The sequence below is a fragment of the Paraburkholderia sp. genome, from assembly GCF_049581445.1.
In the GTDB taxonomy this organism is placed as follows: domain Bacteria; phylum Pseudomonadota; class Gammaproteobacteria; order Burkholderiales; family Burkholderiaceae; genus Paraburkholderia.
On sequence record NZ_JBAURZ010000199.1, the window covers coordinates 112,956 to 135,895 of the forward strand.

The window sequence follows — 22,940 nt, forward strand, 5'->3', positions numbered from 1 at the left end:
CTCGCTGCGCACTTGTTTCTCGCGTGTGTTTCGCCAAACACCGCGCCATTCGCCTCACTCATACCGTAACTGGCAGTCCCTCCAAGGCGAATCTGACGTATTGCGCGGCGTTCGAAGCAACATATTTCCCGACCTGGCCCGCAATTTGCAATGAAAGGGTTAAGCCGTTGCACCGTGTCGCGCTGCAAATCAGGCTGACAAAGACATTCAAGGAGGTTGCATGAACAAAGACCAGGTCAAGGGCGTGGCCCAAAAGGTCAAAGGCAAGCTGAATGAAACAGTCGGCAAGGCTACGGGTAACCGATCGCAAGTGCTTAAGGGCGATCTTCAGCAGGCCGCAGGTGGACTGCGTCAGTCCTACGGCAATGCGAAGGCTCGTATCAAAAGGACGATCGGCTGATTGGCGCCGGAATGCGGCTTACCTCACTCATTAACTCAAAACAAGGAAACAACCATGCGTCGCAGACAATTCATCTTATCGACAAGTGCAGCGCTTGCCGCCGGGGGCCTCGCTTTGACGGGCTGCACGACCACACCGCCATCCTCCGACACCGGAGCATCCGCCGACGCCGGCAAGCGGCAGACCATCAACGCGGGTGCCGACGCGACGCTCTCGCGTCTGTATGACACTGTGCACGGCTCGCGCGAACTCGTTGCCAAGGCGCAAGGCGTGCTGGTGTTTCCATCCGTCATTGCAGCGGGGTTCTGGGTGGGCGGCCAGTATGGGCAGGGAGCGTTGCGCGTGGCGGGGCACACGGCCGGCTATTACAGCATCGCAGCGGGATCGTTCGGACTGCAGATTGGTGCTCAATCTAAAGCGATCGTCATGCTGTTCATGACGCAAGATGCGCTCAATAAATTCCGCGCGAGCCAAGGGTGGGCCGCTGGCGCCGATGCGACCGTTGCCGTGTTGAAGATAGGGGCAAACGGCGATGTTGATACGTCGACCGCGACCAATCCTGTTGAGGCCTTCGTGTTGACCAACGAAGGACTAATGGCTGGCGTATCGCTAGAGGGTTCGAAGATTTCGCGTCTGGTGATCTAAGGCGCGCTTCAAATCCAGTTCGTGTTAAGAGAGCGGTAAGCGGGTTTTCAAGGACCCGCTTACCGCTTACCGTTTATTGCCCGCTCTCGGGATAATCCGCGCCAACCGTAGTCGCCTCCCAGCGATCAAAGTCTTTGCGCAGCGTGTCGAGCTTTTTGCGCGCAAGTACTAGCGCAGCCTTGCCGAGCAGCAGGTGCAATGGCGTCGAGTCTGCCAACGCGGCATCGATGATGGCCTGCGCACCGCGCACGGGATCCCCCGCCTGGTTGCCGCTACGCGCAGCGGTCTGCTTACGCCGCTCGCCGGCGGTGGGCGCGTAATCGTCGATGATGGTCGCAGACTGCTTGATCGACGGGCCGGCCCAATTGGTGCGGAATGGCCCCGGCTCGACCAGCATCACATCGATACCCAACGGCTTGACTTCGAGGGCAAGCGATTCCGAAATCCCTTCCACTGCGTATTTGGTGCCGTGATAGTAGCCCGTCGCCGCAAAACTCGAGATGCCGCCAATCGACGACACGTTGACGATCAGGCCGTTGCGTTGTTTGCGCATCAGCGGCAAAACGGCCTTGGTCATATCGATGAGGCCGAACACGTTGGTTTCGAACATGTCGCGTACGGCTGAATCTTCGCCTTCCTCAATGGCGGCAAGGTAACCATAACCGGCGTTATTGACGAGCACATCGATGCGCCCAAAGCGCTCCGTGGCCTGGGCAACCGCAGTGTCGATCTGCGCCCGTTGGGTGACGTCGAGCGGCAGCACGAGTGCCCGGTCCTCATGGCCCTCGACGATGTCCGCGACTTTCGAGGCATCACGCGCGGTGACGACGGCTCGCCAGCCACGCGCCAATACCAGTTTCGCCAGTTCACGACCGAAGCCAGTTGAACAGCCCGTAATCAGCCAGACGGGGTTGTCTCGATTCATCATTTGGGAAACTCCTGTGTCTGTTGCAAACGCAAAAAGAGGCGTGCACAAGGCCGGATGAGCCCATGCGATGCGCACAGCGTTAAAGGTCGCCAATAGCGTGCCCGGCCGGTCTCCGGTCAGCCCTGAGCGCGGTTGATACTCAGGAGCCGGAAGCGTCGCCCGAAACCAGAGGCGCGTCGGGTCGAGTCGAGTCGTAAAGCGAGCGAGAAGAGGACGGCTCGAGATGGTAGACGGCGAGGGTACGCAGTCATTGTCGTTGATCTGAAGAATCGGCGTGATAACCCTGGTGGGTGTCGGGGATTGTGTAACGAGGTGCGCAAGAGCCGGAGCGCGGAAACGCGAGCGCTGATGAGGCCGAAGAATAACTAGCTGAGCGCAAGCAAAATCGTCGCGCCAACGACGATGATGAAGAGGCAGGCAGCGGGCAAAATGTCATAGGGATAGGCCATGTCGGATAACCACGCACGTAATGATTCAATGGCCCCATCATAGGCACAAGCGCGATAAGCGACTGTCAACCATTGCAAAGCGAAGCGCGGCACGCGAGGGGCGCGACCGCTTTGCTGCTGCCAGGTCCTGCTGACACTACGCTGGCAGTAGCCCCTCCCTAGAATGAACCTCAACATCACATACGAGCGTTGCCCGCTCAAAGGTTGCGGAGGTTCAGCGATGAAGAAGACATACCAGGGTAGCTGTCATTGTGGCAAGGTGCGTTTCGAGGCTGACGTCGATCCGAGTGGCGGTACCCGCCGCTGCAACTGCTGGATCTGCTCGAGGCACCCGCAAACGGAGACGTTGATCAGGGCGGAGGATTTTCGCCTGCTGTCAGACGAGGCGGAACTCGGTGACTATCCATTTGGCACGCGCGGTGGGCACCATCTGTTTTGCCGGAGTTGCGGCGTCGCGAGCTTCCGGCGTGGTTATGCGGAGACATTGGGTGGGGAGTACGTATCGATTGCGTCCGCCTGCCTCGAGGAGGAGGGCGAGAGCGATAGGACGCCCGGGCGCGTGCAGCGCACCAGAACAAACGCCACGGTTGAGGCGGCCGGTTGATGAGAACGTGAGGCGCCTAATGTTAAGGCGGAAAACGTGAAACCAGTCGGCTAACCTTCGCCCTGCTGACAAAAGCGACGCCCTGGGATATGTGAAACAACCGCCTGAGCGATTTCGAGCGGCGTGCTCTCGGCTGGCACCACGCGCCTGCATGATTCGGGCGTGTGTTTCATCGTCCATTCCACGAGGCGGTACGAGCGGCCCCACGGTGGCTGCAAAGGGTCCGAGACCGTACAGGATTGAATCTGGCCCACCCACTCGTTGCCGGGTATGGCCCGCAGATGTTCGAATACTGTGTCTTCAACCATGGCTTGTTATTTTCCCTCGCAGGAATGCGCTTCATCTTGCGATGTATGCGGCACGTTGCGTTAGGCGCGGCGCGCGGCGGCATCCTCTGGGTAAAAAGACGCCGCCGGTGCTCTGGCGGCTCAACAGGGGATGTTGAGCGCCATAGTTGCAGGGAAGAATTAAGCCAGCCTTAAAACGGTCACAGAAATACGCGGTTCGAGCCGAACTTATTTCACCTTGTAACCATCGTTAAGCGTCTGCAGAAACGCGATGATGTCGCGCATCTCCTGGTCGGTCATGGACGGCTTGTCGCCGAACTTGCGATCGAACGGCGCATCGGTGAAGTCGACGTTTGCGAGGTATTGCTTCGGAATGTCGTTGAATTGCTGGACCTTGCCGTCCGCCCCAAGGGGGTAGATCTTCCCTGGGTCAGTATTGCGGACGTTGTAGAACGTCATGACCTGGTCGAGCGTGTGATACACGCCATTATGGAAGAACACCTGTCGGGTTGCCGCGTTACGCAGCGTCGGCGTCAGGAACATGCTGCAATATTGCTTCTGATCCGTCAGGTCCGTGCGGAAGGGGCCGCAAATGCCGATGTCGAAGAAGTGCGGGTCCTTGTTCTGCACCAGCGCTGGATTGCGCGGCAGCGCCAGCGCTTCGTACTGGTAATCGGTAAAGATCGGCGCAAAGCCGTCAAGGCTCGGCTTGGACAGGTGGCAGCCGGCGCAATTGGCCTTGTCAGGATCGTTGAAGAGGCGCAGGCCATGCAGTTCGGTCTGCGTCAGGCGAGCCTTGCCCTCCAGCCAGTAATCGTACTTGCTGGTGTACGGGTGGAACGAGTTATCTTCGAACTGATAGCGGCCGATCGCGAACATCGCTTCAGAGACCACGAGGCGCGGGTCCTTGAAGATGTTGGGCCCGAAGAGCTGGATAAAGACGTTTCGGTACGGCGACTTTTCCAGCTTCTGCGCTACTTCGCCGATGTCTTTATTGGCCATTTCGACCGGGTTCAGCATCGGGCCGGAAGCCTGTTGCTGCAGCGTGTCGGCGCGGCCGTCCCAGAAGAAGCCACCCTGCGGCACCATTTGCGGCGCGGCGGGTGCGGCGCCCGCGGTCTTTTGCGCTTTTTGCACGCCGGCATTTTGCGTAGCGAGCTGCGCAACGCTGACCGGGTCGTCGTTTTCGCTGGCGTCGGGACCGATGCTGAAATTCGGCTGACGGTTCAGGTACATCAGCGAGGGCGGCGGACGATAGCCCTGGAGCTTCAGATCGGCGCCGCCGAATTGTGCGGAGAGATTGTTAGGCGGTCCATACGCGTGTTCCGGACTGTGGCACGACGCGCACGACTGACGGCCCGACGCGGACAGCGCGGTATCGAAGAACATCTGTTTGCCGAGTTGCGCCACCGCGCTCAGCGGCTCCGCCGGCGCCCTTTGCAGCACAATGGGATGCGGGTTCGCACCGGTCAGGTTCTCGACGATCTCACCGACCGCATCCGGCGTCTTCTCCGGATACACGACGGCGAAGGCGCTAAAGCCAATCGCTGCAATGACGATGCCGAGCGCGGCCTGCACAAGCAGACGGCGGCCGTTGCGAGCGGGCGGGGCACCAAGGGGAGGGGTCTTCAAAGGCGAGGTGGAAAGCTCGGTCATAGTTTCGATTCACTGCGCTTGCGCGACCAAAAAAATGAAAACCGTGTTGCCGCCCGCGAAGGCTGCAACACGGCACCGCAACGATCCGCTACGAGCGAACGGCTCGCCCGCAGCGGTGGCAATGTTATTAAAGGGCGGGCGGTGTCGCGACCGGCGTGCCCAAGGTCCCGTCCAGATAGACCACCGGGTTGTTGCCGCTGCCGCTGAAGTTGAACATGCCCATGATGCTGCCCGAGGTGGAGTCGAACGAACCACCGCCGAGGCGCGTGCCGCCGAGCCAGTTGTCTTCAATGAAACGCACCACCGAAGTCTGGTCGATCTCCGTGTGATCCACGTAGTTGACCTTGGCCCACGGCGAAATCACGATGAACGGAATGCGCGTACCCGGACCGCAGCGGCCGTTGACCGCGCCGCCGCTGACACCGGTCGTGGCTGCGCCCGTGCCGCAGACGCCGGCGCCGTTCAGCTGGTCAACCGTGCTGCTGTACGAGGCGTGGGTGGGCGTCGCATATTGATGGTCGTACCAGCCGTCCGAGTCATCAAACGTGATGATCACAGCCGTGTTCGGCCAATCCTTTTGCTGCTCAAGGAAGTTGACGACCTTCGTCTCAAACTGCTGTTCGTCGAGCGGGTCCGAATAGCCAGCGTGACCGTCTTGCGCGGCCGGCGCCTTCAGGAAGCTCACCGACGGAAAATTGCCAGCCTGCACGGCGGCAAAGAAGTCGTCCGTGTCGTACTCGTGGTTTGCCGGTTCAGCCGTCTTGCCGTCCGTTTCGAGGCTCGAGCCGATTGCCGCGGTCGAGCTCGGGCGCGTGTGCTGCGCGTTGGACGTCGACGCGTAGTACTGGAACCAGTTGTGGTGCGGGACGTAATCGGCCACCGCCGCGCCCACTGCCGTAGCGATCGTGCTGCGCTTGCAAGCCGTGGTGCCGTTCGGGTTCGTTTCGGTCAGGTTGAAGCCGCCCATGAAGCCGCCCCACGTGATGTTCTGCGCGTTGAGCAGGTCACCGATGTTCTTGCCCGTCAGCATGCCGGTGTCCGTCGCGCTCGAACAAGTGTCATTCGCCGGATCCACGTCGCCCATCAGCGTGTAGCCGCCCTGGCCATCGTTGATGTAGTAGGTGGGCACAGCGACTGTCGAAGGCTGCTTGGTCGTCTTGACGATCTGGAAGCCGTTGGTCTGACCCGACACGACATCCAGCGCGCCCGGCGTCGAAGGACCATAGTCCGTCGTGTAGGCGTTGTCGTTCATCGAGAAGTTCTGCGCGTAGTTCCACAGGGCGGTGACGGTGTTGCCGTCAAAGTAGCCCATCACCTGGCCAGTCGTGCCGAATGCACCGGCGCCGCCGCTCGTGGCGTTACCCGTGTACTTCGGGAACAGGTCGGCGAGGCCGTTATCGTAGGCCTGCTGCTCGGCGGTGTAGGCGTGGTTCTGGTCAGCCGTCGCCGCTTGCGTGCGGTCGAGGCGGAACGGATTGGCCGCGCCTTCGCCGTTCAGCGTATTGGTCAAGTTCGGATTGGCGGTGAGCAGCGTGCCGCTCAGGCCATTGACCGACGGTGTAGCCGTGGCTGCCGTGAAGGCCGGCTCGCCACTCGGGTTAGTCGCTTTCGGGTAGGTGCCGAAGTAGTGATCGAACGAGATGTTTTCACCGTAGATCACCACCAGATGCTTGATCGGCGTGGCGGTGTTCAGTGCATCCTGTGCGGAGGACTTAATGGTGTTGCTGCTGCCACCGCAGGCAAACAGGGCTAATGCCAACCCGGCGCTGGGTACAGCAATCAAGGCTCGACGCAACATTTAACGTAACTCCAAAAGGTGTTGGCTTTTCATTTTTCAGGTCTTTGGCACTCGCCTCATGCAGCGCGCCGACGTTGCCGCGCGCACTTCGCGAAGGATGCAGACCTTCCGGGGACGTGATTTGAAGCTTTCGAATTGAAACATTCGGGGATGAACCTATAGAGACGCTTTTCTTACACGTTTGTTATCGCCTGAAAATAAATTGAAAGAAACGATAAGAGGTATTGGTTGGGGAAAAACTCGGGCCACCCTCAAGACCGCGCTCAAACAGCCGTTATAAAAGGGGTTGGAGCTGCCGACTCCGCCTCGCCTTAGGGCCGCCACCTCGATAACGTGACCAATCTCGCTCAATCGCCACTTTCCGACCGCCTGCGCGCGTTAGTCGATACCGTGCAGCACAACGAGCGCACGCTGCGCCGCTTCCAGAACGTGGAGTTGCGCCTGATCGGTGCTCAGGACTTTGCTTCCTTCCTTGAGACGCTGTTCAACCACTTGCCGCAGGAATTCGCTCTGGCGAGCGTGTCGGTTTGGCTCGACGAGCGCACGCCGATATTGCGCGATCTGCTCGATCCGGGCGCCTTGCATACGCTTAACCAGCGCAATCTGAAGACGGGTCGCGAGGGCGGTCTCGCGGCGGCTCGCCTGTGCGAATCCGGCCAGCCGTGGCTAGGACGCGTGAGCGAGATGGACGAGGTCGCGAGCACGGCTTTGTTCGACCCCGCTGCCTTGCTGGCGAGTGCGATCGTATTGCCGCTTGCAGCCGGTGGTTCACTTTCCGGCTATCTGTGCCTGGGTAGCCAAGATGCGGGGCGCTTCAGTGAGGGCATGGCGACAGATATCCTCGAACGCTTCGCGAGCATCGTGACGGCGAGCCTCGACAACGTCGCGCACCGTGAGCGCCTCAAACAACTGGGTATGACCGATCCACTGACGGGTCTGTCCAACCGCCGTTATTTCGACGAACGGCTGCGCGAGGAAATCCAGCGCGCGGCGCGCTACTCACTGCCGGTGGCGTGCCTGTTTATCGATGTCGATTGCTTCAAGCGCATCAACGATACGTATGGACACCTTACGGGTGATCGCGCGCTCGCCGCGGTCGCCGCCTGCGTGCGACAGCAGGTGCGTCTTGGCGATACGCTTGCGCGTTATGGAGGAGAGGAGTTTGCCGCGTTGCTGCAGGGGGATCGTTCGGACGCGTTGATTGCCGCGGAGCGAGTGCGTCATGCTGTAGAACTGCTCGATCTGCAGGACGACGACGGCGAACGCATTGCGTTGACGGTTTCGATTGGCGTGACTGCGCGCACGATTAGCGGTGGCGCAAATCAGGCGGCCGAGCTTGGCCAGGCTTTGATCGACGAAGCCGATCGCGCGATGTATCAGGCGAAAAATAACGGGCGCAATCGGGTGGAGATGTTTGCGGCTGAGGAACGCAATGCGGTTTAGGCTGGGCGGGGCGGCAATTCGCGCAATACGGACGCCCTGTGCGTGAGCCAATGCCGTCACCCGGTTGAGCAGGTCCACGCGGATCGCAACCCGGTGGCCCGCAAACCCATGACTACACCTTTGCTTATATCTGCGCCCGACCGCCATCGACAAACAGTTCGGTTCCCGTAACGAAGCTGGAGTCATCTGAGGCCAAAAACAACGCCGCAGTCGCGACTTCGTGGGCTTGCCCGATGCGTCCCATAGGGATAGAGGCGACCATCCGTGAAATGATTTCGTCCGGCTGACCATCTAGAATCGGCGTTTCGACCGGACCAGGGCTAATCACGTTGGAACGGATACGGCGATCCTTCAGTTCCGCAGTCCAGGTGCGCACAAAACTGCGGACCGCCGCCTTGCTCGCGCCGTAGACGCCGAAGGCCGGCGTGCCTTTAACACCCGCAACCGAGCCGGTGAGAATGATCGAGCCGCCATCATTCAGCAGCGGCAATGCCTTTTGCACCGTGAATAGCGTGCCCTTTACATTGATGTCGAAGATCTTGTCGAAGTGCTGCTCGGTCAGCTTTTCCAGCAGACCGAACTCGCCGACGCCAGCGTTGGCAAACAGAACGTCAATACGTCCCTTGGCTCCGACAATTTCATAGAGACGGTCAAGATCAGCCAGGTTGGCAATATCGCCGCGCACGCCGGTCACGTTGCTGCCGATTTCCTTCACGGCCTCGTCGAGTTCTTTCTCACGACGGCCGGTAATGAATACATAAGCCCCTTCGCTAACGAACAGCTTGGCGGTCGCCAAGCCGATTCCCGTTGTGCCGCCTGTGATGACGGCGATTTTTCCTTGTAACTTGCCCATGAGTGCTGCTCCTGTTGACCTTACCCTGCCGCGCATCTTTGGTCAGTCGGATGGCTGGCCGGTTTTCGGTTGATGTGACTGCCGGAATGAGTCCGGCGCAACTTGCCCGAAGGCGCTATTCGGGCGAACCGAGTTGTTCCCGGCTCGCCACGCTTCAATGCGGTTGAGTACGTCGCCAGGACTGGCGAACGCATGCTGGATCAAACAGGTGCCGTGCGCAGCGATGCCAGCTTCTGGTGGCGCACCAGCAGCACGCTCAGTCCGATACAGATGAACATCAGCAGTGCGTTGATTGCGAGGCTGCTCTGGAACGCGTGCGCGTAGGCCTCTGGCGTGGTACGGCCGCCGAGCACGCTGAAAAACGCGCCGCTAACGGCTGCCGTGCCGAATGCCGCGCCGATCTGCAGGGTCGACGAAATCACACCCGACGCCAGCCCGGCTTTCTCCTGCGCTACTTCGTGCAGGACGATGCGCATGATCGACGGCAACAACAAACCTTGTCCGATGCCCGCGCACGGCAGCGCACAGTAAAACAGCAAGTCGGGCGAAACAGCCTGGGTGGATGCCCAACCGGTCACGACGAAGCCGAGCGTCATCATCGAAAAGCCGAGCGTCAGCACATGACCACCCACGCGCTTGACCACGATCGGCGAAAGTAGCGGTCCGATCACGAAACCGATCGCAAACGGCATGATCGCGATGCCCGATGCGAGCGGTGACCAGTGCAAACCGGTTTGCAGGAAGATGCCGTACGTGAGAAAGAACGCGCTGTTGCAATAGAACAGGAACGCGAGCACAAGGCCTAGCGCAAAAGCCGGATTGCGGAACAACTGCAGATCGACCAGCGGATGGCCGCCCAGTCGCTCGACACGCCGCTCGGTTGCGACGAACAACGCAAACACGGGCACGGCGAGCGCGAACATTGCGAACGTCCAGAGTGGCCAGCCGGCTTCACGACCATGCGTCATGGGATAGATGACCAGCATCAGAACCGCCGATAGCAAACCCACGCCTTTGAAATCGACGCCGGTCTGCGTCTTCGGCTGATTCTCGGGCACGAACTTCCACGTGCCGATGAACGCGAGAATGCCGATCGGGATATTGATCAGAAAAATGATGCGCCAGTCGAGGCCGAACGGGTGGTACGTAATCAGCGCGCCGCCGCCCAGTTGTCCGACGATCGATGCCAGCCCGAACACGAGGCCGTAGAAGCTCATCACTTTGGTCTGCTGGTGCAAGGGCACGACTGCGCGGATCGTCGCGAGCACTTGCGGCGCCATCACGGCTGCCGCCATTCCCTGCACGATCCGCGCGATCACCAGCAGGTGGCCGCTCGTGGCCGTGCCGCATAACGCGGAGGCCACCACGAACGCGGCCATGCCGGTCATGAACATTCGGCGCCGGCCGAACAGGTCACCGAGCCGACCACCGGTGATCAGCAGTACCGCATAGGCCGACGCGTAGGCCGAGACTACCAGTTGCAACTGGGCGTCCGTAGCGTTCAGACCGGTATGAATCGACGGTAGCGCAAGATTGACGATGAAGTAATCGAGCGGCGCGAGAAACGCGCCCACGAACAACACAGCGAGCGCGAGCTCCTGCCGTTCGAAGCGCGGCACGGAATGTCCGGCGGGGTGCACGGTGGCCGCAGCCGACGCGGCACAAAGCGGGGAGGCGGACTTAAGGGTGTCGGAATTCATGAATGATCGTTCAAAAATTAGGCAAAAAAGTTTAGACAAATACATTCATCGTTCGGGCTTCTGAATTTATGAACGATCGTTCAAAAAATTGGCAAAAAAAGTTAGGTAAGCGCGCTCATTGCTACGTCGACAATGTTCAGCATCTCGCTCTCGTCGTGCGCCGCCCTCCCTAGCACGCGCATACCTTGCATCACGCATAGTAGAAACTGGCCGACCGCTTTTTCGTCGAGCGTGGATTTGAACGCGCCACTCGCCTGGCCGCGAATCACCGCCGCCGCCAGCAACGTTGCCATGCGACGGTGAACCGACGCGATGCGGGAGTGCAGCGCTTCGTCGTCGGGTTGCATTTCAAGCGTGGCTTTGGAGATGAAACAACTGCGTTGCCCGGTCAGTGCTAGCGATATCCGGGCGTAATGCTGCAAAGCATTGCGCAGCGATTCCTCCGGCGGAACCGGCGCATTCAACCGTTCAGCCAGACGCGCGACCGAACCTTCAGCGTAGTGATCCAACGCGGCCAGCATGATGCCGCGTTTGTCGCCGAACACGCCGTACAGGCTGCCGCGCAACACACCCGTGGCTTTGCAGAGATCGTCGATCGAGGTGGCGTGATAACCCTGATTCCGGAAAATCTGGCTCGCGCTCTCCAGCACGGCATCCGTGTCGAACTCCCGCGGCCGGCCTCGGGCGCGGGTCGCGTGGGAGTTCTGGAGATTGTCGGGTTGTATCATGCAGCGGAGTTTATGACTGATCGTTCAACAAATCAAGGGGAAATTAATCCCGATCGAAGCGTCTATGCTCATCCGAAACTACGCACAGAGCGCTTCGCGGCTAAGCCGGTGGACCTGTCAGTGATCGAGCGGCGGCCGCATGTCGGGATCGGTTTCGACCACTTCTTGCGTCGCGAGCCAATACGGTTGGCGGTTGTAATAGCTGTGCGTCGTCGCGCCCCACTTCGCATCCGCCATCGTCGGCCAGTGATCCTTGTCGAAGCCCGGATCGTCCTTCAGACGTTGCGCGGCGATGTCCACGTGGAAACACTTCTGGTCCGTGTCGAGCGTCAGCGCGTTCCAGGGAATGGCGTGCAGGTTTGCGCCCATTCCCAGAAACCCGCCTTCAGCCAGAACTGCGTAGGCGATCCGTCCGCTGCGCACGTCCAGCATGATGTCGGAGATCTTGCCGACGTGTTCGCCATCTGAGGACATCACCTTGTTGCCGTCCAGCGTTGCCGCGGCCATGATTTCAGGCCCCGGGCCTTCACCCATGCCGCCGCCAATTACGTTCGCTCCACCGCGTGTGTCGCCTTGAGGATTGATTGAGCCCATGATCGCCTCCTTGGAAAATGGTGCATCAGAGGTCGCGCAAGGGACATACCTGGACAGACTCGACACTCAGCGCCGCCTACGAAAGATGCGGTAAAGGGCCAGGCAGCGGCTACGAGCGATCCCGATTGCGTGTGCGGGTGGCTCCCGTAATGATCGCGACGCCGAGCATGATGACGGCGACGATTTCGATGGTGTGCTGGGAGACGTGCATGGCGATGAGTGCCCAGCACACGCCGCCTATCAGAACGAGCCATCCGACAAGATAAATCACCATCGTCATTGCTTTCTCCTTGGTAGCCGACGGATGCGATGGGTTGTCTGCCGTGTCACGCTTCATCCCGGTGCGGCCGTCGAGTCATGGGGCTGGTGCGAGTTACCAGCCGGTCTGTTGAGTAGCAGATTCTGCGCCTGAAGCGATCGCCGCCGCGCAGACCGTCTCGCCCGTCCAGTTCTCTGGACCCCGTTACGCATCGGGCGGCACCCCCAGCAATTGCAGCGCGCCGCCTGTGACCGCGCCGAACACGGGGCCGGCGACCGTGCCGCCGTAAAAGGCGTGGCCGGCCGGATCGTCGATCATCACCGCGACGATCAGGCGCGGGCTGCTCATGGGCGCCATGCCGACGAACAACGCGCGATAGCGGTTCTTCGCGTACCCGGCGCCGACCTGTTTGCGCGCGGTGCCGGTCTTGCCGCCCACCCGGTATCCTTCGATCGCCGCCGCGCTCCCAGTTCCACCCGCATCAACGGCCATTTCCAGCATCGAGCGGATCGCTCGCGCGGTAGCGGGCGTCGTCACGGGGTGGTCGCTGCCTGTAGCGTGCGGTGCGCTCAAGCGTTTATCGGGTGGTGGGTTGCCTTGCGTGCTGTCCAGGCTCAATCCGTCCGTGGGATCGCTCACCAGCAGGCGAGCCGGATGCATCGTGCCGTCGCCGGCATAGGCGGTGTATATCTGCGCCAGTTGCAGCAGCGAGGTGGAGAGGCCATAACCGTAGGCCATCGTCGCCTGTTCGATCGGTCGCCAGCGCTTATATGGGCGCACCTTGCCCGCAGCGACCCCGGGGAACGTCAGATCCGGCCTGCGGCCAAGCCCATAGTCCTGGTACTTGGTCCAGATCGTCTCGGCCGGTAAATTGAGCGCGAGCTTCGCGAGGGCGATATTGCTCGACTTCTGCACGGCTTCGGCGACGGTCATTACGCCGTGATTCGAGGTGTCGTGAATGACTGATGGACCGATCTTGTACCAGCCCGGCGCGGTATCGATGAGGCTCTGCGCGCGCACCTTGCCCACGTCCATTGACAGCGCGACGACCATCGGTTTGATCGTCGAGCCCGGTTCGAAGGTGTCGACCACCGCGCGGTTGCGCAGCTGCCGCCCGCTCAGGCGCGAGCGGTCGTTCGGGTCGAAGCTCGGGTAGTTGGCGAGCGCGAGAATCTCTCCGTTGCGTGCATCCAGCACAACGACGCTGCCGGCTTCCGCCTTGTGCTTCGCGACGGCCGCCTTGAGTTGCGCGTAGGCGAGTTGCTGGATGCGGCGGTCGATCGTCAGATGCACCGTGGCGCCGTTTTGTGGCGGCACGAGCGGGCGGGTATCGAACACGGCCCGGCCAAGCCGGTCGTGGATTACTTGGCGTTCGCCGGCTTCGCCGAGCAACTGCGGGTTGGCGGCTAGCTCGACGCCTTCCTGACCGTTGTCCTCGCTATCCGTAAAGCCGACCACATGCGCGGCCGATTCGCCCTCGGGGTAGAAGCGTTTCGAATCCGCAATCTGCGTGATGCCGGCTAGCCCCAGGTTGTCGATACGGCTGGCGGTGTCCGCATCGACCTGGCGCTTGAGCAGGACGAAGCGCTTGGTCCCTGTGAGACGCCGCTCCAATTCCGTGCGCGAGACGTTGAGCAAAGTCGCCAGCGGCGCAAAGGCTGCTGCTTCGATCAGCTTGGGCGTGGCCCAGATCTCGTAGGTAGCGAGGCTGACTGCGAGCATCGACCCGTTGCGGTCGACGATGCGCCCGCGCGTGGCATCGAGCGCAATGGTGTGTTGATAGCGCTTTTGCCCTTGCGCCACATAAAAATTCTGGTCGACGACCTGCACCCAGAAGGCACGTCCGGCAAGCGAGCCAAAGGCTGCCAACATCATCAGGATTACGAACTTCGAGCGCCACGCTGGCAATCGGGATGCGAGAAGCGGGTGCGCGGCGGAGCGCGAACGGGGGTCGCGCGGCGGCGATTTTTTCTGCTGGATCATGAATACGGTGACGGGCGCGTGGCGAGCGACGGCTGACCGGCGAGGCCGGGGCGGTTGATCGACAGTGCCCGGGCATGCTCCTTCAGCGGCGGCACACGCGGGCAGGCGCTTGCCGGATTAGTGGGCGCCGCCCGTATCGGCGGCGGTGAAGACCTTGAACTGCCAACGAAAGCGCACCGCCAGCATGCGCACCGTAAAGCCGCTGACGAGCACGACAAGCGTGGCGACCCCGTGCGCGACGCCGACGTGCTGCAAAGCCAGGTACAGCGCCGCCGCACCGAGCGCGATGCTGGCATACAGGTCCTGACGTAGCACGAGCGGCATTTCGTTGCACAGCAGGTCACGCAGCATGCCGCCGCATACGCCGGTGATCGCGCCTGCGAGCACCACGATCAACGGGCTGAGCGCGAGTGTGCTGGCGATATCGCATCCGATGATCGTGAACGCAATCAGACCAAGCGCATCGACGCTCACGAACAGGTTTTGCAGGTGACGCAACCATCTCGCCCCCGCCGCCGCAATTGCGGCAGCCATGATTGTAATTAAAACGTAATCTGGATGCGAGATCCACGCAAGGGGATAGTGTCCGAGCAACACATCGCGGACGGTGCCGCCGCCCAGCGCCGTCACCGTGCCGATGAGGCACAGACCAAAGCGATCCATGCCGCGGCGCATGCCCATCAGCGCCCCGGACATGGCTTCAGCAACAATCGCAATCAGGTAGAGGGTGTGGAGCAGCATGGCGGCGGGTCCTTGTCATCGCGCGATGAGTCTGGCTCTGTGCAAGAGCGGGCTGCGCGCGGGTGGAAAGGCGCCATTATGCGAAGCGTCAGCCGCAGACGAAAACGCGTTAAGCAGAAATCGGCAACGCCGAATTCCGCTTAAGTGGCTTGCAGGGGTTGGGCTTGTGGGCGTCCGGTCACGCTGAGGAGGCCATTGCAGCGGGCGTAGAGTGGGAATCGCCGCGAGAATTTGAAAATCCTCGCGGGTGATTCGTTCGAGAGATGCGTCCTCTCCGACGCAGGGTGATTAATGAGGCGCCTAGCCGCCGGCGGCTTCGTAACAAGCCGCTGTGCTGGCGCCTTCTTTTTGCCGTTGCGCGAGCGTCGTTGCGCCCATTGCCAGACGCGTCCGGCGGCAGATGATCGTGCCCGTGTCCTTAGGCAGGCAGCGAGAAACTCGCGATCGCCTCGCGCAGCGAGCCGACCTGATCCTTTAGCGAATGCGCGGCAGCCGCGGCCTGTTCGACGAGCGCGGCGTTCTGCTGCGTGACCTGATCCATTTCCCCAACTGCCCGGTTGACCTGTTCGATTCCGGCGCTCTGTTCGCGCGAAGCGTGGCTGATTTCCTCGAGGATTTCGTTGACGCGGCGCACGGACTGGACGATCTCGCCCATCGTGGAGCCAGCATTGGCGACGAGCGATGCACCGGCTTCGACGGTATGCGTGGAGGTTTCGATCAGCGCCTTGATCTCCTTGGCGGCCGTCGCGGAGCGTTGGGCGAGGCTGCGCACTTCGGCGGCCACCACCGCAAAGCCGCGGCCCTGTTCACCCGCGCGAGCGGCTTCGACGGCGGCATTGAGCGCCAGAATATTGGTCTGGAAGGCGATACCGTCGATCACACCGATGATGTCGCCGATCTGCCGCGAGCTATGGGTAATCTCGCCCATCGTGCGAACCACGTCGTCGACGACGCGGCTGCCGCGGGTGGCGACGTCCGCGGCCTGGCCGGCGAGATGGGCCGCCTGGGTGGCGTTTTCGGCGTTGTGCTTCACGTTGACCGTCATCTGATCCATGCTCGAGGCGGTCTGGACGAGGGCAGCGGCCTGCTCTTCGGTGCGTTGCGATAGGTCCGTGTTGCCTGCGGCGATTTCCGTTGCGCCGACGTTGATGTTCTCGGTGCCGGCGCGCACTCGCGAGACGGTCTCGACCAGACCGGTCTGCATCGTATGCAACGCGTGCAGCAGGCTGCCGGTATCGTGATGCCGAACCGGCACGCCGATGGCGAGGTTACCGCGTGCCATGCGCTGCGCGGCCACGACGGCGGCTTCCAGATCGCCGCCGAGGGTACGGCGCACGCTGCGCAGCACGAGCGCCATGACACCGGTGGCGATGAGGCCGAGCACGACGGTGATGGCGAGCCAGAGCACGAGGTTGGCGTAGAAGGCTTGCTGGACGTCGTCCATATACATGCCGCTCACGACGTACCAGTCCCACGGCGCGAAGTGCATTGAATAGCTGGTTTTAGCGACTGGCTGATCGTGACCGGGCTTGGGCCACAGATAGTCGACGAAGCCGCCACCGTCGTGGTTGCCGGCGGTGACGATGTTGACGAACAGCTTATTGCCGGCCGGATCCGCGAACTGGCTCAGGTCTTTGCCGTTGAGTTCCGGCTTGATGGGATGCATGAGCATGCGGGGCTGCGAGTCGTTGACCGAGACATAGCCGTCCTTACCGTAGCGCATGGCGGCGAGGGTATCGAGCGCCTGTTTTTGGGCGTCCTGTTCGCTGAGGACGTGTTGTTGCGAGAGGGAGTAGAAGCGGTTGACGACGTTGACCGATTGCTGGACCACGGCCGAGAGCTGTTCACGGCGGTCCGAGATCATGGAGGCGCGGTTCTGCCACGCGCCGAAGCCGCCGATCAGGATCAGGCCGATCCATAACACGACGATCATCGACCCGAGTTTTTTGTTCAAGGTCAAGGGGTGCATTTTGTGCAGTTCCGGCTGGGGGTTTCGTCAATAAAATTGGGGTTTGGGCTTACAGCCAGTGCCTGTGATTGTTATCGGCGTTGATGGCCTGGCGGCGTAGGCGGGGAAACCCGTAGGATTTTGCATTTTCGCTAATAAACCAATAAGAACACAAGGAAAGGCCAATTAGGAATGTGAAAGCTCACAATTAAAATTAAAAATCACCATTTAATAAAAAATCATGAAATAACAGACGCTACAAATAATCAGAAATTGAAAAAGCAGAATACAGAAGAACGAAACGGCGAACGCCATCGAACAATGACAACAAAAATCCACATTTCTCCAAAAATCTCCAAACTAATATCATCCAAAAGACGAACCCGATTCACTTCCGTTATAGTCCCGATTTTCCCCCGCCCGAAAGGGCCGCAACCGATCCCATAAAATGGGCCGAGGAAAGGGCAAAGAACCCGCCCGAAGGGAACCTCAAAAACAGCATGCTCTGCAGGAGAACCGCCAACAATGAACGCCCGCGAATCAGCCTCCCTTTCCGCCGCGCGCAGCGACAACACCACGACGCTTCCCCGCAGCACCCGTCTGCGTCAAATGCTCACCAGCACGCAGCTCGAATTCATGATGGAAGCCCACAACGGCCTGTCCGCGCGTATCGTCCGCGAAGCCGGTTTCAAGGCCATCTGGGGCTCTGGCCTCGCCATCTCCGCCCAGTTCGGCGTGCGCGATAACAATGAAGCCAGCTGGACCCAGGTGGTCGATACCCTCGAATTCATGGCCGACGCCAGCGATCTGCCCATCCTGCTCGACGGCGATACGGGCTACGGTAACTTCAACAACGTCCGCCGCCTCGTGCGCAAGCTGGAACAGCGTGGCATCGCCGGCGTTTGTATCGAAGACAAGCAGTTCCCGAAGACCAACAGCTTCATCAACGGCGAACGCCAGCCGCTCGCCGAAATCGATGAGTTCTGCGGCAAGATCAAAGCCGGCAAAGACTCGCAAACCGACGACGATTTTTCGATCGTCGCGCGCGTCGAGGCGCTCATCGCCGGCTGGGGCATGGAAGAGGCGCTGCGTCGCGCCGAAGCCTATCGTCAGGCAGGCGCCGACGCGATCCTGATTCACAGCAAGCTGTCGCGCCCCGACGAAATCCTGCAGTTCGCCCGCGAATGGGCCGGCCGTGGTCCGCTCGTAATCGTGCCGACCAAGTACTACAGCACCCCTACCGACGTGTTCCGCGAAGCGGGCATCAGCACCGTCATTTGGGCCAATCATCTGATCCGTGCCGCGACCTCGGCCATGCAGGCGGTCGCGAAGGAAATCCACGCCAGCGAGACGCTCGTCGACGTCGAAGAGCGCATCGCCACTGTCAACGAAATCTTCCGTCTGCAGGACGCCGACGAGTATTCGGAAGCGGAAAACCGCTATCTGTCCGCTTCGCGCGCGTCGGGTTCGGCCATCGTGCTGGCGGCAAGCCGCGGCGCCGGGCTCGAAGCGGTCACCGCCGAGCGCCCCAAGGTGATGCTGCCGATCGCCGGCAAGCCGCTGTTGCGCTGGCTCGTCGATGCGTTCAAGAAGCAGGGCGTGAACGACATCACCGTGGTCGGCGGCTATCGTGCCGATGCTATCGACACCGCCGGCATCAAGCTGGTCGTCAACGAACGGCATGAGGAAACCGGTGAACTGGCGTCGCTTGCCTGCGCCGTGGATAAGCTGAAGTCCGATACGGTCATCTCATATGGCGACCTGCTGTTCCGCAGCTACATCGTGCGCGATCTGGTCGAAAGTGAAGCGCCGTTTAGCGTTGTGGTCGATTCGTCCTTGACCGAGCCGGTCAATCGCAGCGTGCGCGATTTCGCCTGGTGTTCGGCGCCAGATGATCGCGGCCTGTTCGGCAACAAGGTGCTGCTGCGCCGCGTGTCGAGCGAACTGCAGGACGGCGCTTCGGACGCCGCCGAGTTGCCGCATGGCCGCTGGGTCGGTCTGCTGAATGTGCGCGGCGCCGGACGCGAGCGTCTGCAAACCGTGCTGGCGACGTTGCGCGCACGCCCCGATTTCGATTCCCTCGATATGCCGGCGCTGCTCAACGCGCTGATCGAAGCGGGTGAGTCGATCGAAGTGCAATATGTCCACGGCCACTGGCGCGGTGTGAACGACCTCGACGATTTCCGCCGTGCGGGCGACTTCGCGCATGGCCAAACGCCGCTCGCCTCGGGTGCGGCCGGCGGAGAGGCGCAATGATCGAAGCTTCACAATTCGTCGAAGCGGCGCGCGAACGCGGCTTCGACTGGTACGCCGGGGTGCCGTGCTCGTATCTGACGCCCTTCATCAACTACGTGTTGCAGGACCCGTCACTGCACTACGTGTCGGCGGCCAACGAGGGTGACGCGGTCGCGCTGATCGCCGGTGTCACGCTCGGCGCACAGAACGGCCGTCGCGGCATCACGATGATGCAGAACTCCGGGCTCGGCAATGCAGTGAGCCCGCTGACCTCGCTCACGTGGACGTTCCGTCTGCCGCAACTGCTGATCGTCACATGGCGCGGCCAGCCGGGCGTCGCGGACGAGCCGCAGCACGCGCTGATGGGGCCGGTCACGCCTGCCATGCTCGACACCATGGAAATTCCATGGGAAACGTTTCCAACCGAAGCGGAAGCGATTGGCCCTGCGCTTGACCGCGCGATTGCTCACATGGATGAGACCGGCCGCCCCTACGCACTCGTGATGCAAAAGGGCAGCGTGGCGCCGTATGAACTGAAGGAAGGCGACGCCGCCGCGCGCGGCGCGCGCTGCACCGCCCGTGAGCAGTGGCGCGGCGTCGTGCAAGATGCGTTGCCCACGCGTCAGGCAGCGTTGCAGCGCGTGATTGCGCAGACGCCCGCTGAATCGACGGTGGTGCTCGCGTCAACGGGTTTTTGCGGACGTGAACTGTACGCGCTCGACGATCGTCCGAACCAGTTGTACATGGTCGGCTCGATGGGGTGTCTGACGCCGTTCGCGCTGGGTCTCGCGCTGGCGCGTCCTGACCTGCACGTGGTTGCGCTCGACGGCGACGGCGCCGCGCTGATGCGCATGGGTGCGTTTGCGACGCTCGGCGCCTACGGTCCGGCCAATCTCACGCACGTGTTGCTCGACAACGGCGCGCACGATTCGACCGGCGGCCAGGCGACGGTATCGCCGCAGGTGTCGTTTGCCGGCGTCGCGGCGGCTTGCGGCTATGCGTCAGCGGTCGAGGGCGACGATGTTGCCGTGCTCGACGAACTGTTCGCGTCACCGCAACTCGACGGCCCGCGTTTCGTGCGTCTGACGATTCGCCGTGGCACGCCCGACGGCTTGCCGCGTCCCACGATTACCCCGCCCGATGTGAAGACGCGTCTGATGCGTCACATCAGCACCGCTCAAGGAGCTCAATGATGCTGCTGCTCAATCCTGGTCCGGTCACGCTGACCGATCGCGTGCGCCAGAGTCTGCTGCAACCGGATCTGTGCCACCGCGAGACTGAGTTTTTCGATCTGCAGGAAGAAGCGCGCGCGCGTCTGTTGAACATCTATCAGCTTGCCGCCGACGAGTGGCAACCCGTGCTGATGACCGGTTCAGGCACGGCGGCGGTCGAAAGCATGATTGCGGCGCTGGTGCCGGAGAACGGCAAGCTGCTGGTGATCGAAAACGGCGTGTACGGCGAGCGCATCACGCAGATTGCGAACCAGTACCGCATTGCGCATGAGGCGCTGAAGCATGACTGGATGCAGGCACCGGATCTCGAGCGGGTTGCGGCGCGTCTGGATGCGGGCGGCTTCACGCACGTAGCAGTGATTCATCATGAAACCACCACGGGCCGGTTGAACGATCTGCGCGCATTGGCCGATGTGTGCCGCGGGCGCGGGGTGCGGCTGCTGGTGGATGGCGTGAGCAGCTTCGCCGCCGAAGCAATCGATTTCGCGGACACCACCATCGCCGCCGTAGCCGCGACTGCCAACAAGTGTCTGCATGGCGTGCCGGGCGCATCGTTCGTGATGGTGCGGCGCGAGGCGCTGACGCAGGCGGCCAGCCGGACCTACTATCTGGATCTCGGGCGTCTCGCGAAGCTGCAGGATCAGCGCAATACGCCGTTTACGCCGTCGGTACATGCGTACTACGCGCTCGTCGAAGCGCTGCGCGAGCTTGACGACGAAGGCGGTTGGACGGCGCGTCACCAGCGTTACGCGGCGCTCGCCGAGCAGGCGCGTGCGGGTCTGGCCGAACGCGGCATGGCGAGCGTGCTGCCGCCGCAGGAATCGTCCGTGGTGTTGCGCGCGTACCGGCTGCCGGAGGGCGTGAGCTATCCGCAACTGCACGACGCCCTCAAGACGCGCGGTTTCGTGATCTATGCGGGGCAGGGCGGCCTGTCGGCGGAGCTGTTCCGCATCTCCACCATGGGCAACATCCAGCCTGCGGATATCGACCGCCTGCTGCAAGGCTTTAGCGACTTGACGCGCTAAGCCTCGCGAACCGGGCCTGGCGCCTGGTTCGATACGCGCCGCGCACTCCGGCTGTCATGCAGTCGCGAGTCGCGGCGCGCTTTCGTTTACACGGGGTCCTTGTCCGGTGGGCCGTCTGGGCGCTGCGGCTCATCGTTGTGATGACCAGGCGAAGGCGGCACCAGCGGATCACCCTCCGGATCGCGCGTCGGGTCCGCGAGCGGTTCGGGGATCGGAGTTGTGTGCATGCTGCAAATCATGACGTCACCTCGTGGCAATGAAGTGGTGCGTTTGCGATGTTTCAACTGGTAGCGTAGACGATCCCACACGCGCTTGCCGGGGCATGATCCCTTAATGGGTCGCCTTAGTGGCCGCCTCAGTGTCTCACCGTCATGAGTTAACCAGGGGGCACCTCAGTGAGCCACGTTCCTCGCGCGCCGGCCCGGCCCCCGAGGAGCACTGAGCTGCCAGTAACGTTCAGCGCCGAATACATCCTGCCAGCGATCCGGCCCGAACACGCGCAACTGGCTTTCATAGGCATAAACGGCTTCGCGCTTGAGCAGCGCCTGACGCTCGGCATCGATCGTATGGCTGGCCGCCACCGGATGCGCCGGGGTCGCGACAATGCCGCGCTCCGTCAAATCGGCGAGTCGGGCCTCGAGGACGCCCGGCTGGCAGCGGTGAATGGCTTCCGCGTAGGCAAACCACGTAAGGTGCGAGAGCCGCGGCAGAATTTCGCAGCAGGCGTCGAATGTCAGCACGTGATCGGGATGATGCAGACCGAGCGGCATCACCAGCGTGTTGGCGGTGGATCGGTAGATGGTCTCTTCCAAGGCGGCGGCGAGCCTGCTGATCGACGGCGAGTCGAGGTACTGGCCGTCGCGAAACGGCATACGCACGGGAACCGCGTCGAGCACGTCGAGCGCCGCGTCGTCTTCGAGCGTGCGGGCGTGCATCGAGGCGTGCGCACTGCCGAAACCGGCCTTGCGGTCCCATTCGGTGTGCATATCCTGCTCCGGCGGTGCGGCAAACACCGTACAGACGACGGCATCGGGATGGGTGGCGAGCAACGCGCCGCAACTGAATACGGCGTCGTCGAAATGAGGTGAAACGATAAAGAGGCGTGGGCTGGTTTCGCTCATGGAGATCGCTATCGGTTCGCGCATTCGCGCAAAAAGCCGTCTCGTACTTGAGGACGTTCGAGAGGGCGTCACCTCAGCTTAGACGGTATTTCCGCGTGTTGCGTAACGCCTTGGTGCATCCGCAAGCAGTGTGCCAGAGAACGTCGCCGCAGATGCCGTGCGCACGCTCAGGTCAGTTGCAAATCCTCCGGCGTGTCGACATCGCGCAGGATGCCGGGATCGTCGACGTCGAGGCGCGCGACCGGGTGTTCAGTCAGCAAAGCCCGTGCGCCGGTGTCGCCGTCCAGCGCCCGGAGCGCGTCGCGGTGCTC

General features: G+C 61.8%; 21 protein-coding genes and 1 pseudogene. 7 read left to right on the forward strand and 15 right to left on the reverse strand.

The window, feature by feature from the left end; genetic code table 11:
• Positions 1-220: 220 nt before the first annotated feature.
• Positions 221-400: a CsbD family protein gene (locus WCA85_RS17890; RefSeq protein ID WP_424066092.1), complete on the forward strand. Its 180-nt coding sequence runs from the start codon at positions 221-223 to the stop codon at positions 398-400.
• A 54-nt stretch (positions 401-454) separates the two neighbouring features.
• Entirely contained in the window at positions 455-1,045 is a 591-nt protein-coding gene (locus tag WCA85_RS17895) for a BPSL1445 family SYLF domain-containing lipoprotein (protein ID WP_424066094.1), read from the forward strand.
• A 73-nt stretch (positions 1,046-1,118) separates the two neighbouring features.
• On the opposite strand, the gene WCA85_RS17900 is transcribed toward WCA85_RS17895, so the two are convergent.
• Positions 1,119-1,973: an oxidoreductase gene (locus WCA85_RS17900; RefSeq protein ID WP_424066095.1), complete on the reverse strand. Its 855-nt coding sequence runs from the start codon at positions 1,971-1,973 to the stop codon at positions 1,119-1,121.
• 669 nt (positions 1,974-2,642) lie between these two features.
• Between WCA85_RS17900 and WCA85_RS17905 the strand changes: the two genes are divergently transcribed.
• The gene (locus WCA85_RS17905; protein WP_424066096.1) at positions 2,643-3,026 is read left to right on the forward strand and encodes a GFA family protein; all 384 of its coding nucleotides are present in this window, start codon (positions 2,643-2,645) and stop codon (positions 3,024-3,026) included.
• A gap of 50 nt (positions 3,027-3,076) precedes the next feature.
• Here the strand turns inward: WCA85_RS17905 and WCA85_RS17910 are convergent, their stop codons facing one another.
• From WCA85_RS17910 to WCA85_RS17920, 3 genes are all read right to left on the reverse strand, one after another.
• On the reverse strand, positions 3,077-3,334 hold the full coding sequence (locus WCA85_RS17910) for a DUF2866 domain-containing protein (protein ID WP_424066097.1): 258 nt from the start codon (positions 3,332-3,334) through the stop codon (positions 3,077-3,079).
• Positions 3,335-3,541: 207 nt separating this feature from the next.
• Complete coding sequence (locus WCA85_RS17915; protein WP_424066099.1) at positions 3,542-4,969, reverse strand: cytochrome-c peroxidase; 1,428 nt, start codon at positions 4,967-4,969, stop codon at positions 3,542-3,544.
• 127 nt (positions 4,970-5,096) lie between these two features.
• Complete coding sequence (locus WCA85_RS17920) at positions 5,097-6,767, reverse strand: phospholipase C (protein WP_424066101.1); 1,671 nt, start codon at positions 6,765-6,767, stop codon at positions 5,097-5,099.
• Between the two features lie 333 nt (positions 6,768-7,100).
• Here WCA85_RS17920 and WCA85_RS17925 point away from each other — a divergent pair, with 333 nt between their 5' ends.
• Positions 7,101-8,210, forward strand: coding sequence for a DUF484 family protein (locus tag WCA85_RS17925; protein WP_424066103.1), 1,110 nt, complete (start codon positions 7,101-7,103; stop codon positions 8,208-8,210).
• Positions 8,211-8,334: 124 nt separating this feature from the next.
• On the opposite strand, the gene WCA85_RS17930 is transcribed toward WCA85_RS17925, so the two are convergent.
• The 8 genes from WCA85_RS17930 to WCA85_RS17965 all read right to left on the reverse strand — a co-directional run bounded on the left by WCA85_RS17930 (position 8,335) and on the right by WCA85_RS17965 (position 17,028).
• Positions 8,335-9,063, reverse strand: coding sequence for an SDR family NAD(P)-dependent oxidoreductase (locus tag WCA85_RS17930; protein ID WP_424066132.1), 729 nt, complete (start codon positions 9,061-9,063; stop codon positions 8,335-8,337).
• Positions 9,064-9,263: 200 nt separating this feature from the next.
• On the reverse strand, positions 9,264-10,763 hold the full coding sequence (locus tag WCA85_RS17935) for an MFS transporter (protein WP_424066105.1): 1,500 nt from the start codon (positions 10,761-10,763) through the stop codon (positions 9,264-9,266).
• A gap of 101 nt (positions 10,764-10,864) precedes the next feature.
• Complete coding sequence (locus WCA85_RS17940) at positions 10,865-11,491, reverse strand: TetR/AcrR family transcriptional regulator (protein ID WP_424066107.1); 627 nt, start codon at positions 11,489-11,491, stop codon at positions 10,865-10,867.
• Positions 11,492-11,608: 117 nt separating this feature from the next.
• Positions 11,609-12,085 carry a PRC-barrel domain-containing protein gene (locus tag WCA85_RS17945; RefSeq protein WP_424066108.1) on the reverse strand — a complete coding sequence of 159 codons (477 nt, stop codon included), beginning with the start codon at positions 12,083-12,085 and terminating at the stop codon, positions 11,609-11,611.
• 109 nt (positions 12,086-12,194) lie between these two features.
• Positions 12,195-12,365, reverse strand: coding sequence for a hypothetical protein (locus tag WCA85_RS17950; protein WP_424066110.1), 171 nt, complete (start codon positions 12,363-12,365; stop codon positions 12,195-12,197).
• Positions 12,366-12,548: 183 nt separating this feature from the next.
• Positions 12,549-14,327, reverse strand: a complete 1,779-nt coding sequence (locus WCA85_RS17955) for a peptidoglycan D,D-transpeptidase FtsI family protein (RefSeq protein WP_424066112.1) — start codon at positions 14,325-14,327, stop codon at positions 12,549-12,551.
• A 117-nt stretch (positions 14,328-14,444) separates the two neighbouring features.
• Complete coding sequence (locus WCA85_RS17960) at positions 14,445-15,068, reverse strand: trimeric intracellular cation channel family protein (RefSeq protein ID WP_424066114.1); 624 nt, start codon at positions 15,066-15,068, stop codon at positions 14,445-14,447.
• Positions 15,069-15,486: 418 nt separating this feature from the next.
• Complete coding sequence (locus WCA85_RS17965) at positions 15,487-17,028, reverse strand: methyl-accepting chemotaxis protein (RefSeq protein WP_424066134.1); 1,542 nt, start codon at positions 17,026-17,028, stop codon at positions 15,487-15,489.
• A 513-nt stretch (positions 17,029-17,541) separates the two neighbouring features.
• Between WCA85_RS17965 and aepX the strand changes: the two genes are divergently transcribed.
• Genes aepX through WCA85_RS17980 form a run of 3 tightly spaced genes read left to right on the forward strand, consistent with a single transcriptional unit; the run spans position 17,542 to position 21,508 of the window.
• Positions 17,542-19,272, forward strand: coding sequence for a phosphoenolpyruvate mutase (gene aepX / locus WCA85_RS17970; protein ID WP_424066115.1), 1,731 nt, complete (start codon positions 17,542-17,544; stop codon positions 19,270-19,272).
• Positions 19,269-20,444 carry a phosphonopyruvate decarboxylase gene (gene aepY, locus WCA85_RS17975; protein ID WP_424066117.1) on the forward strand — a complete coding sequence of 392 codons (1,176 nt, stop codon included), beginning with the start codon at positions 19,269-19,271 and terminating at the stop codon, positions 20,442-20,444. Before aepX ends, aepY begins: the two co-directional genes overlap by 4 nt.
• On the forward strand, positions 20,444-21,508 hold the full coding sequence (locus WCA85_RS17980; protein WP_424066136.1) for a 2-aminoethylphosphonate aminotransferase: 1,065 nt from the start codon (positions 20,444-20,446) through the stop codon (positions 21,506-21,508). The genes aepY and WCA85_RS17980 overlap by 1 nt, the downstream gene beginning before the upstream one ends.
• 86 nt (positions 21,509-21,594) lie before the next feature.
• Here WCA85_RS17980 and WCA85_RS17985 read toward each other — a convergent pair whose 3' ends face one another.
• The 3 genes and pseudogenes from WCA85_RS17985 to WCA85_RS17995 all read right to left on the reverse strand — a co-directional run.
• On the reverse strand, positions 21,595-21,735 hold the full coding sequence (locus WCA85_RS17985; protein WP_424066137.1) for a hypothetical protein: 141 nt from the start codon (positions 21,733-21,735) through the stop codon (positions 21,595-21,597).
• A 165-nt stretch (positions 21,736-21,900) separates the two neighbouring features.
• Positions 21,901-22,629: a PIG-L deacetylase family protein gene (locus WCA85_RS17990; RefSeq protein ID WP_424066119.1), complete on the reverse strand. Its 729-nt coding sequence runs from the start codon at positions 22,627-22,629 to the stop codon at positions 21,901-21,903.
• Positions 22,630-22,796: 167 nt separating this feature from the next.
• Positions 22,797-22,940, reverse strand: a pseudogene (locus WCA85_RS17995) (nucleotidyltransferase family protein); the annotation flags it as partial.

Excerpts from the sequence above, each read along its gene's own strand:
- WCA85_RS17910 (WP_424066097.1), bottom strand. The coding sequence starts at position 3,334 with ATGGTTGAAGACACAGTATTCGAACATCTGCGGGCCATACCCGGCAAC.
- WCA85_RS17955 (WP_424066112.1), bottom strand. The coding sequence starts at position 14,327 with ATGATCCAGCAGAAAAAATCGCCGCCGCGCGACCCCCGTTCGCGCTCC.
- WCA85_RS17950 (WP_424066110.1), bottom strand. The coding sequence starts at position 12,365 with ATGACGATGGTGATTTATCTTGTCGGATGGCTCGTTCTGATAGGCGGC.
- WCA85_RS17930 (WP_424066132.1), bottom strand. The coding sequence starts at position 9,063 with ATGGGCAAGTTACAAGGAAAAATCGCCGTCATCACAGGCGGCACAACG.
- WCA85_RS17915 (WP_424066099.1), bottom strand. The coding sequence starts at position 4,969 with ATGACCGAGCTTTCCACCTCGCCTTTGAAGACCCCTCCCCTTGGTGCC.
- WCA85_RS17945 (WP_424066108.1), bottom strand. The coding sequence starts at position 12,085 with ATGGGCTCAATCAATCCTCAAGGCGACACACGCGGTGGAGCGAACGTA.
- WCA85_RS17980 (WP_424066136.1), top strand. The coding sequence starts at position 20,444 with ATGCTGCTGCTCAATCCTGGTCCGGTCACGCTGACCGATCGCGTGCGC.
- WCA85_RS17890 (WP_424066092.1), top strand. The coding sequence starts at position 221 with ATGAACAAAGACCAGGTCAAGGGCGTGGCCCAAAAGGTCAAAGGCAAG.
- WCA85_RS17895 (WP_424066094.1), top strand. The coding sequence starts at position 455 with ATGCGTCGCAGACAATTCATCTTATCGACAAGTGCAGCGCTTGCCGCC.
- WCA85_RS17900 (WP_424066095.1), bottom strand. The coding sequence starts at position 1,973 with ATGATGAATCGAGACAACCCCGTCTGGCTGATTACGGGCTGTTCAACT.
- WCA85_RS17985 (WP_424066137.1), bottom strand. The coding sequence starts at position 21,735 with ATGCACACAACTCCGATCCCCGAACCGCTCGCGGACCCGACGCGCGAT.
- WCA85_RS17935 (WP_424066105.1), bottom strand. The coding sequence starts at position 10,763 with ATGAATTCCGACACCCTTAAGTCCGCCTCCCCGCTTTGTGCCGCGTCG.
- aepY (WP_424066117.1), top strand. The coding sequence starts at position 19,269 with ATGATCGAAGCTTCACAATTCGTCGAAGCGGCGCGCGAACGCGGCTTC.
- WCA85_RS17920 (WP_424066101.1), bottom strand. The coding sequence starts at position 6,767 with ATGTTGCGTCGAGCCTTGATTGCTGTACCCAGCGCCGGGTTGGCATTA.
- WCA85_RS17990 (WP_424066119.1), bottom strand. The coding sequence starts at position 22,629 with ATGAGCGAAACCAGCCCACGCCTCTTTATCGTTTCACCTCATTTCGAC.
- WCA85_RS17960 (WP_424066114.1), bottom strand. The coding sequence starts at position 15,068 with ATGCTGCTCCACACCCTCTACCTGATTGCGATTGTTGCTGAAGCCATG.
- WCA85_RS17905 (WP_424066096.1), top strand. The coding sequence starts at position 2,643 with ATGAAGAAGACATACCAGGGTAGCTGTCATTGTGGCAAGGTGCGTTTC.
- WCA85_RS17940 (WP_424066107.1), bottom strand. The coding sequence starts at position 11,491 with ATGATACAACCCGACAATCTCCAGAACTCCCACGCGACCCGCGCCCGA.
- aepX (WP_424066115.1), top strand. The coding sequence starts at position 17,542 with ATGAACGCCCGCGAATCAGCCTCCCTTTCCGCCGCGCGCAGCGACAAC.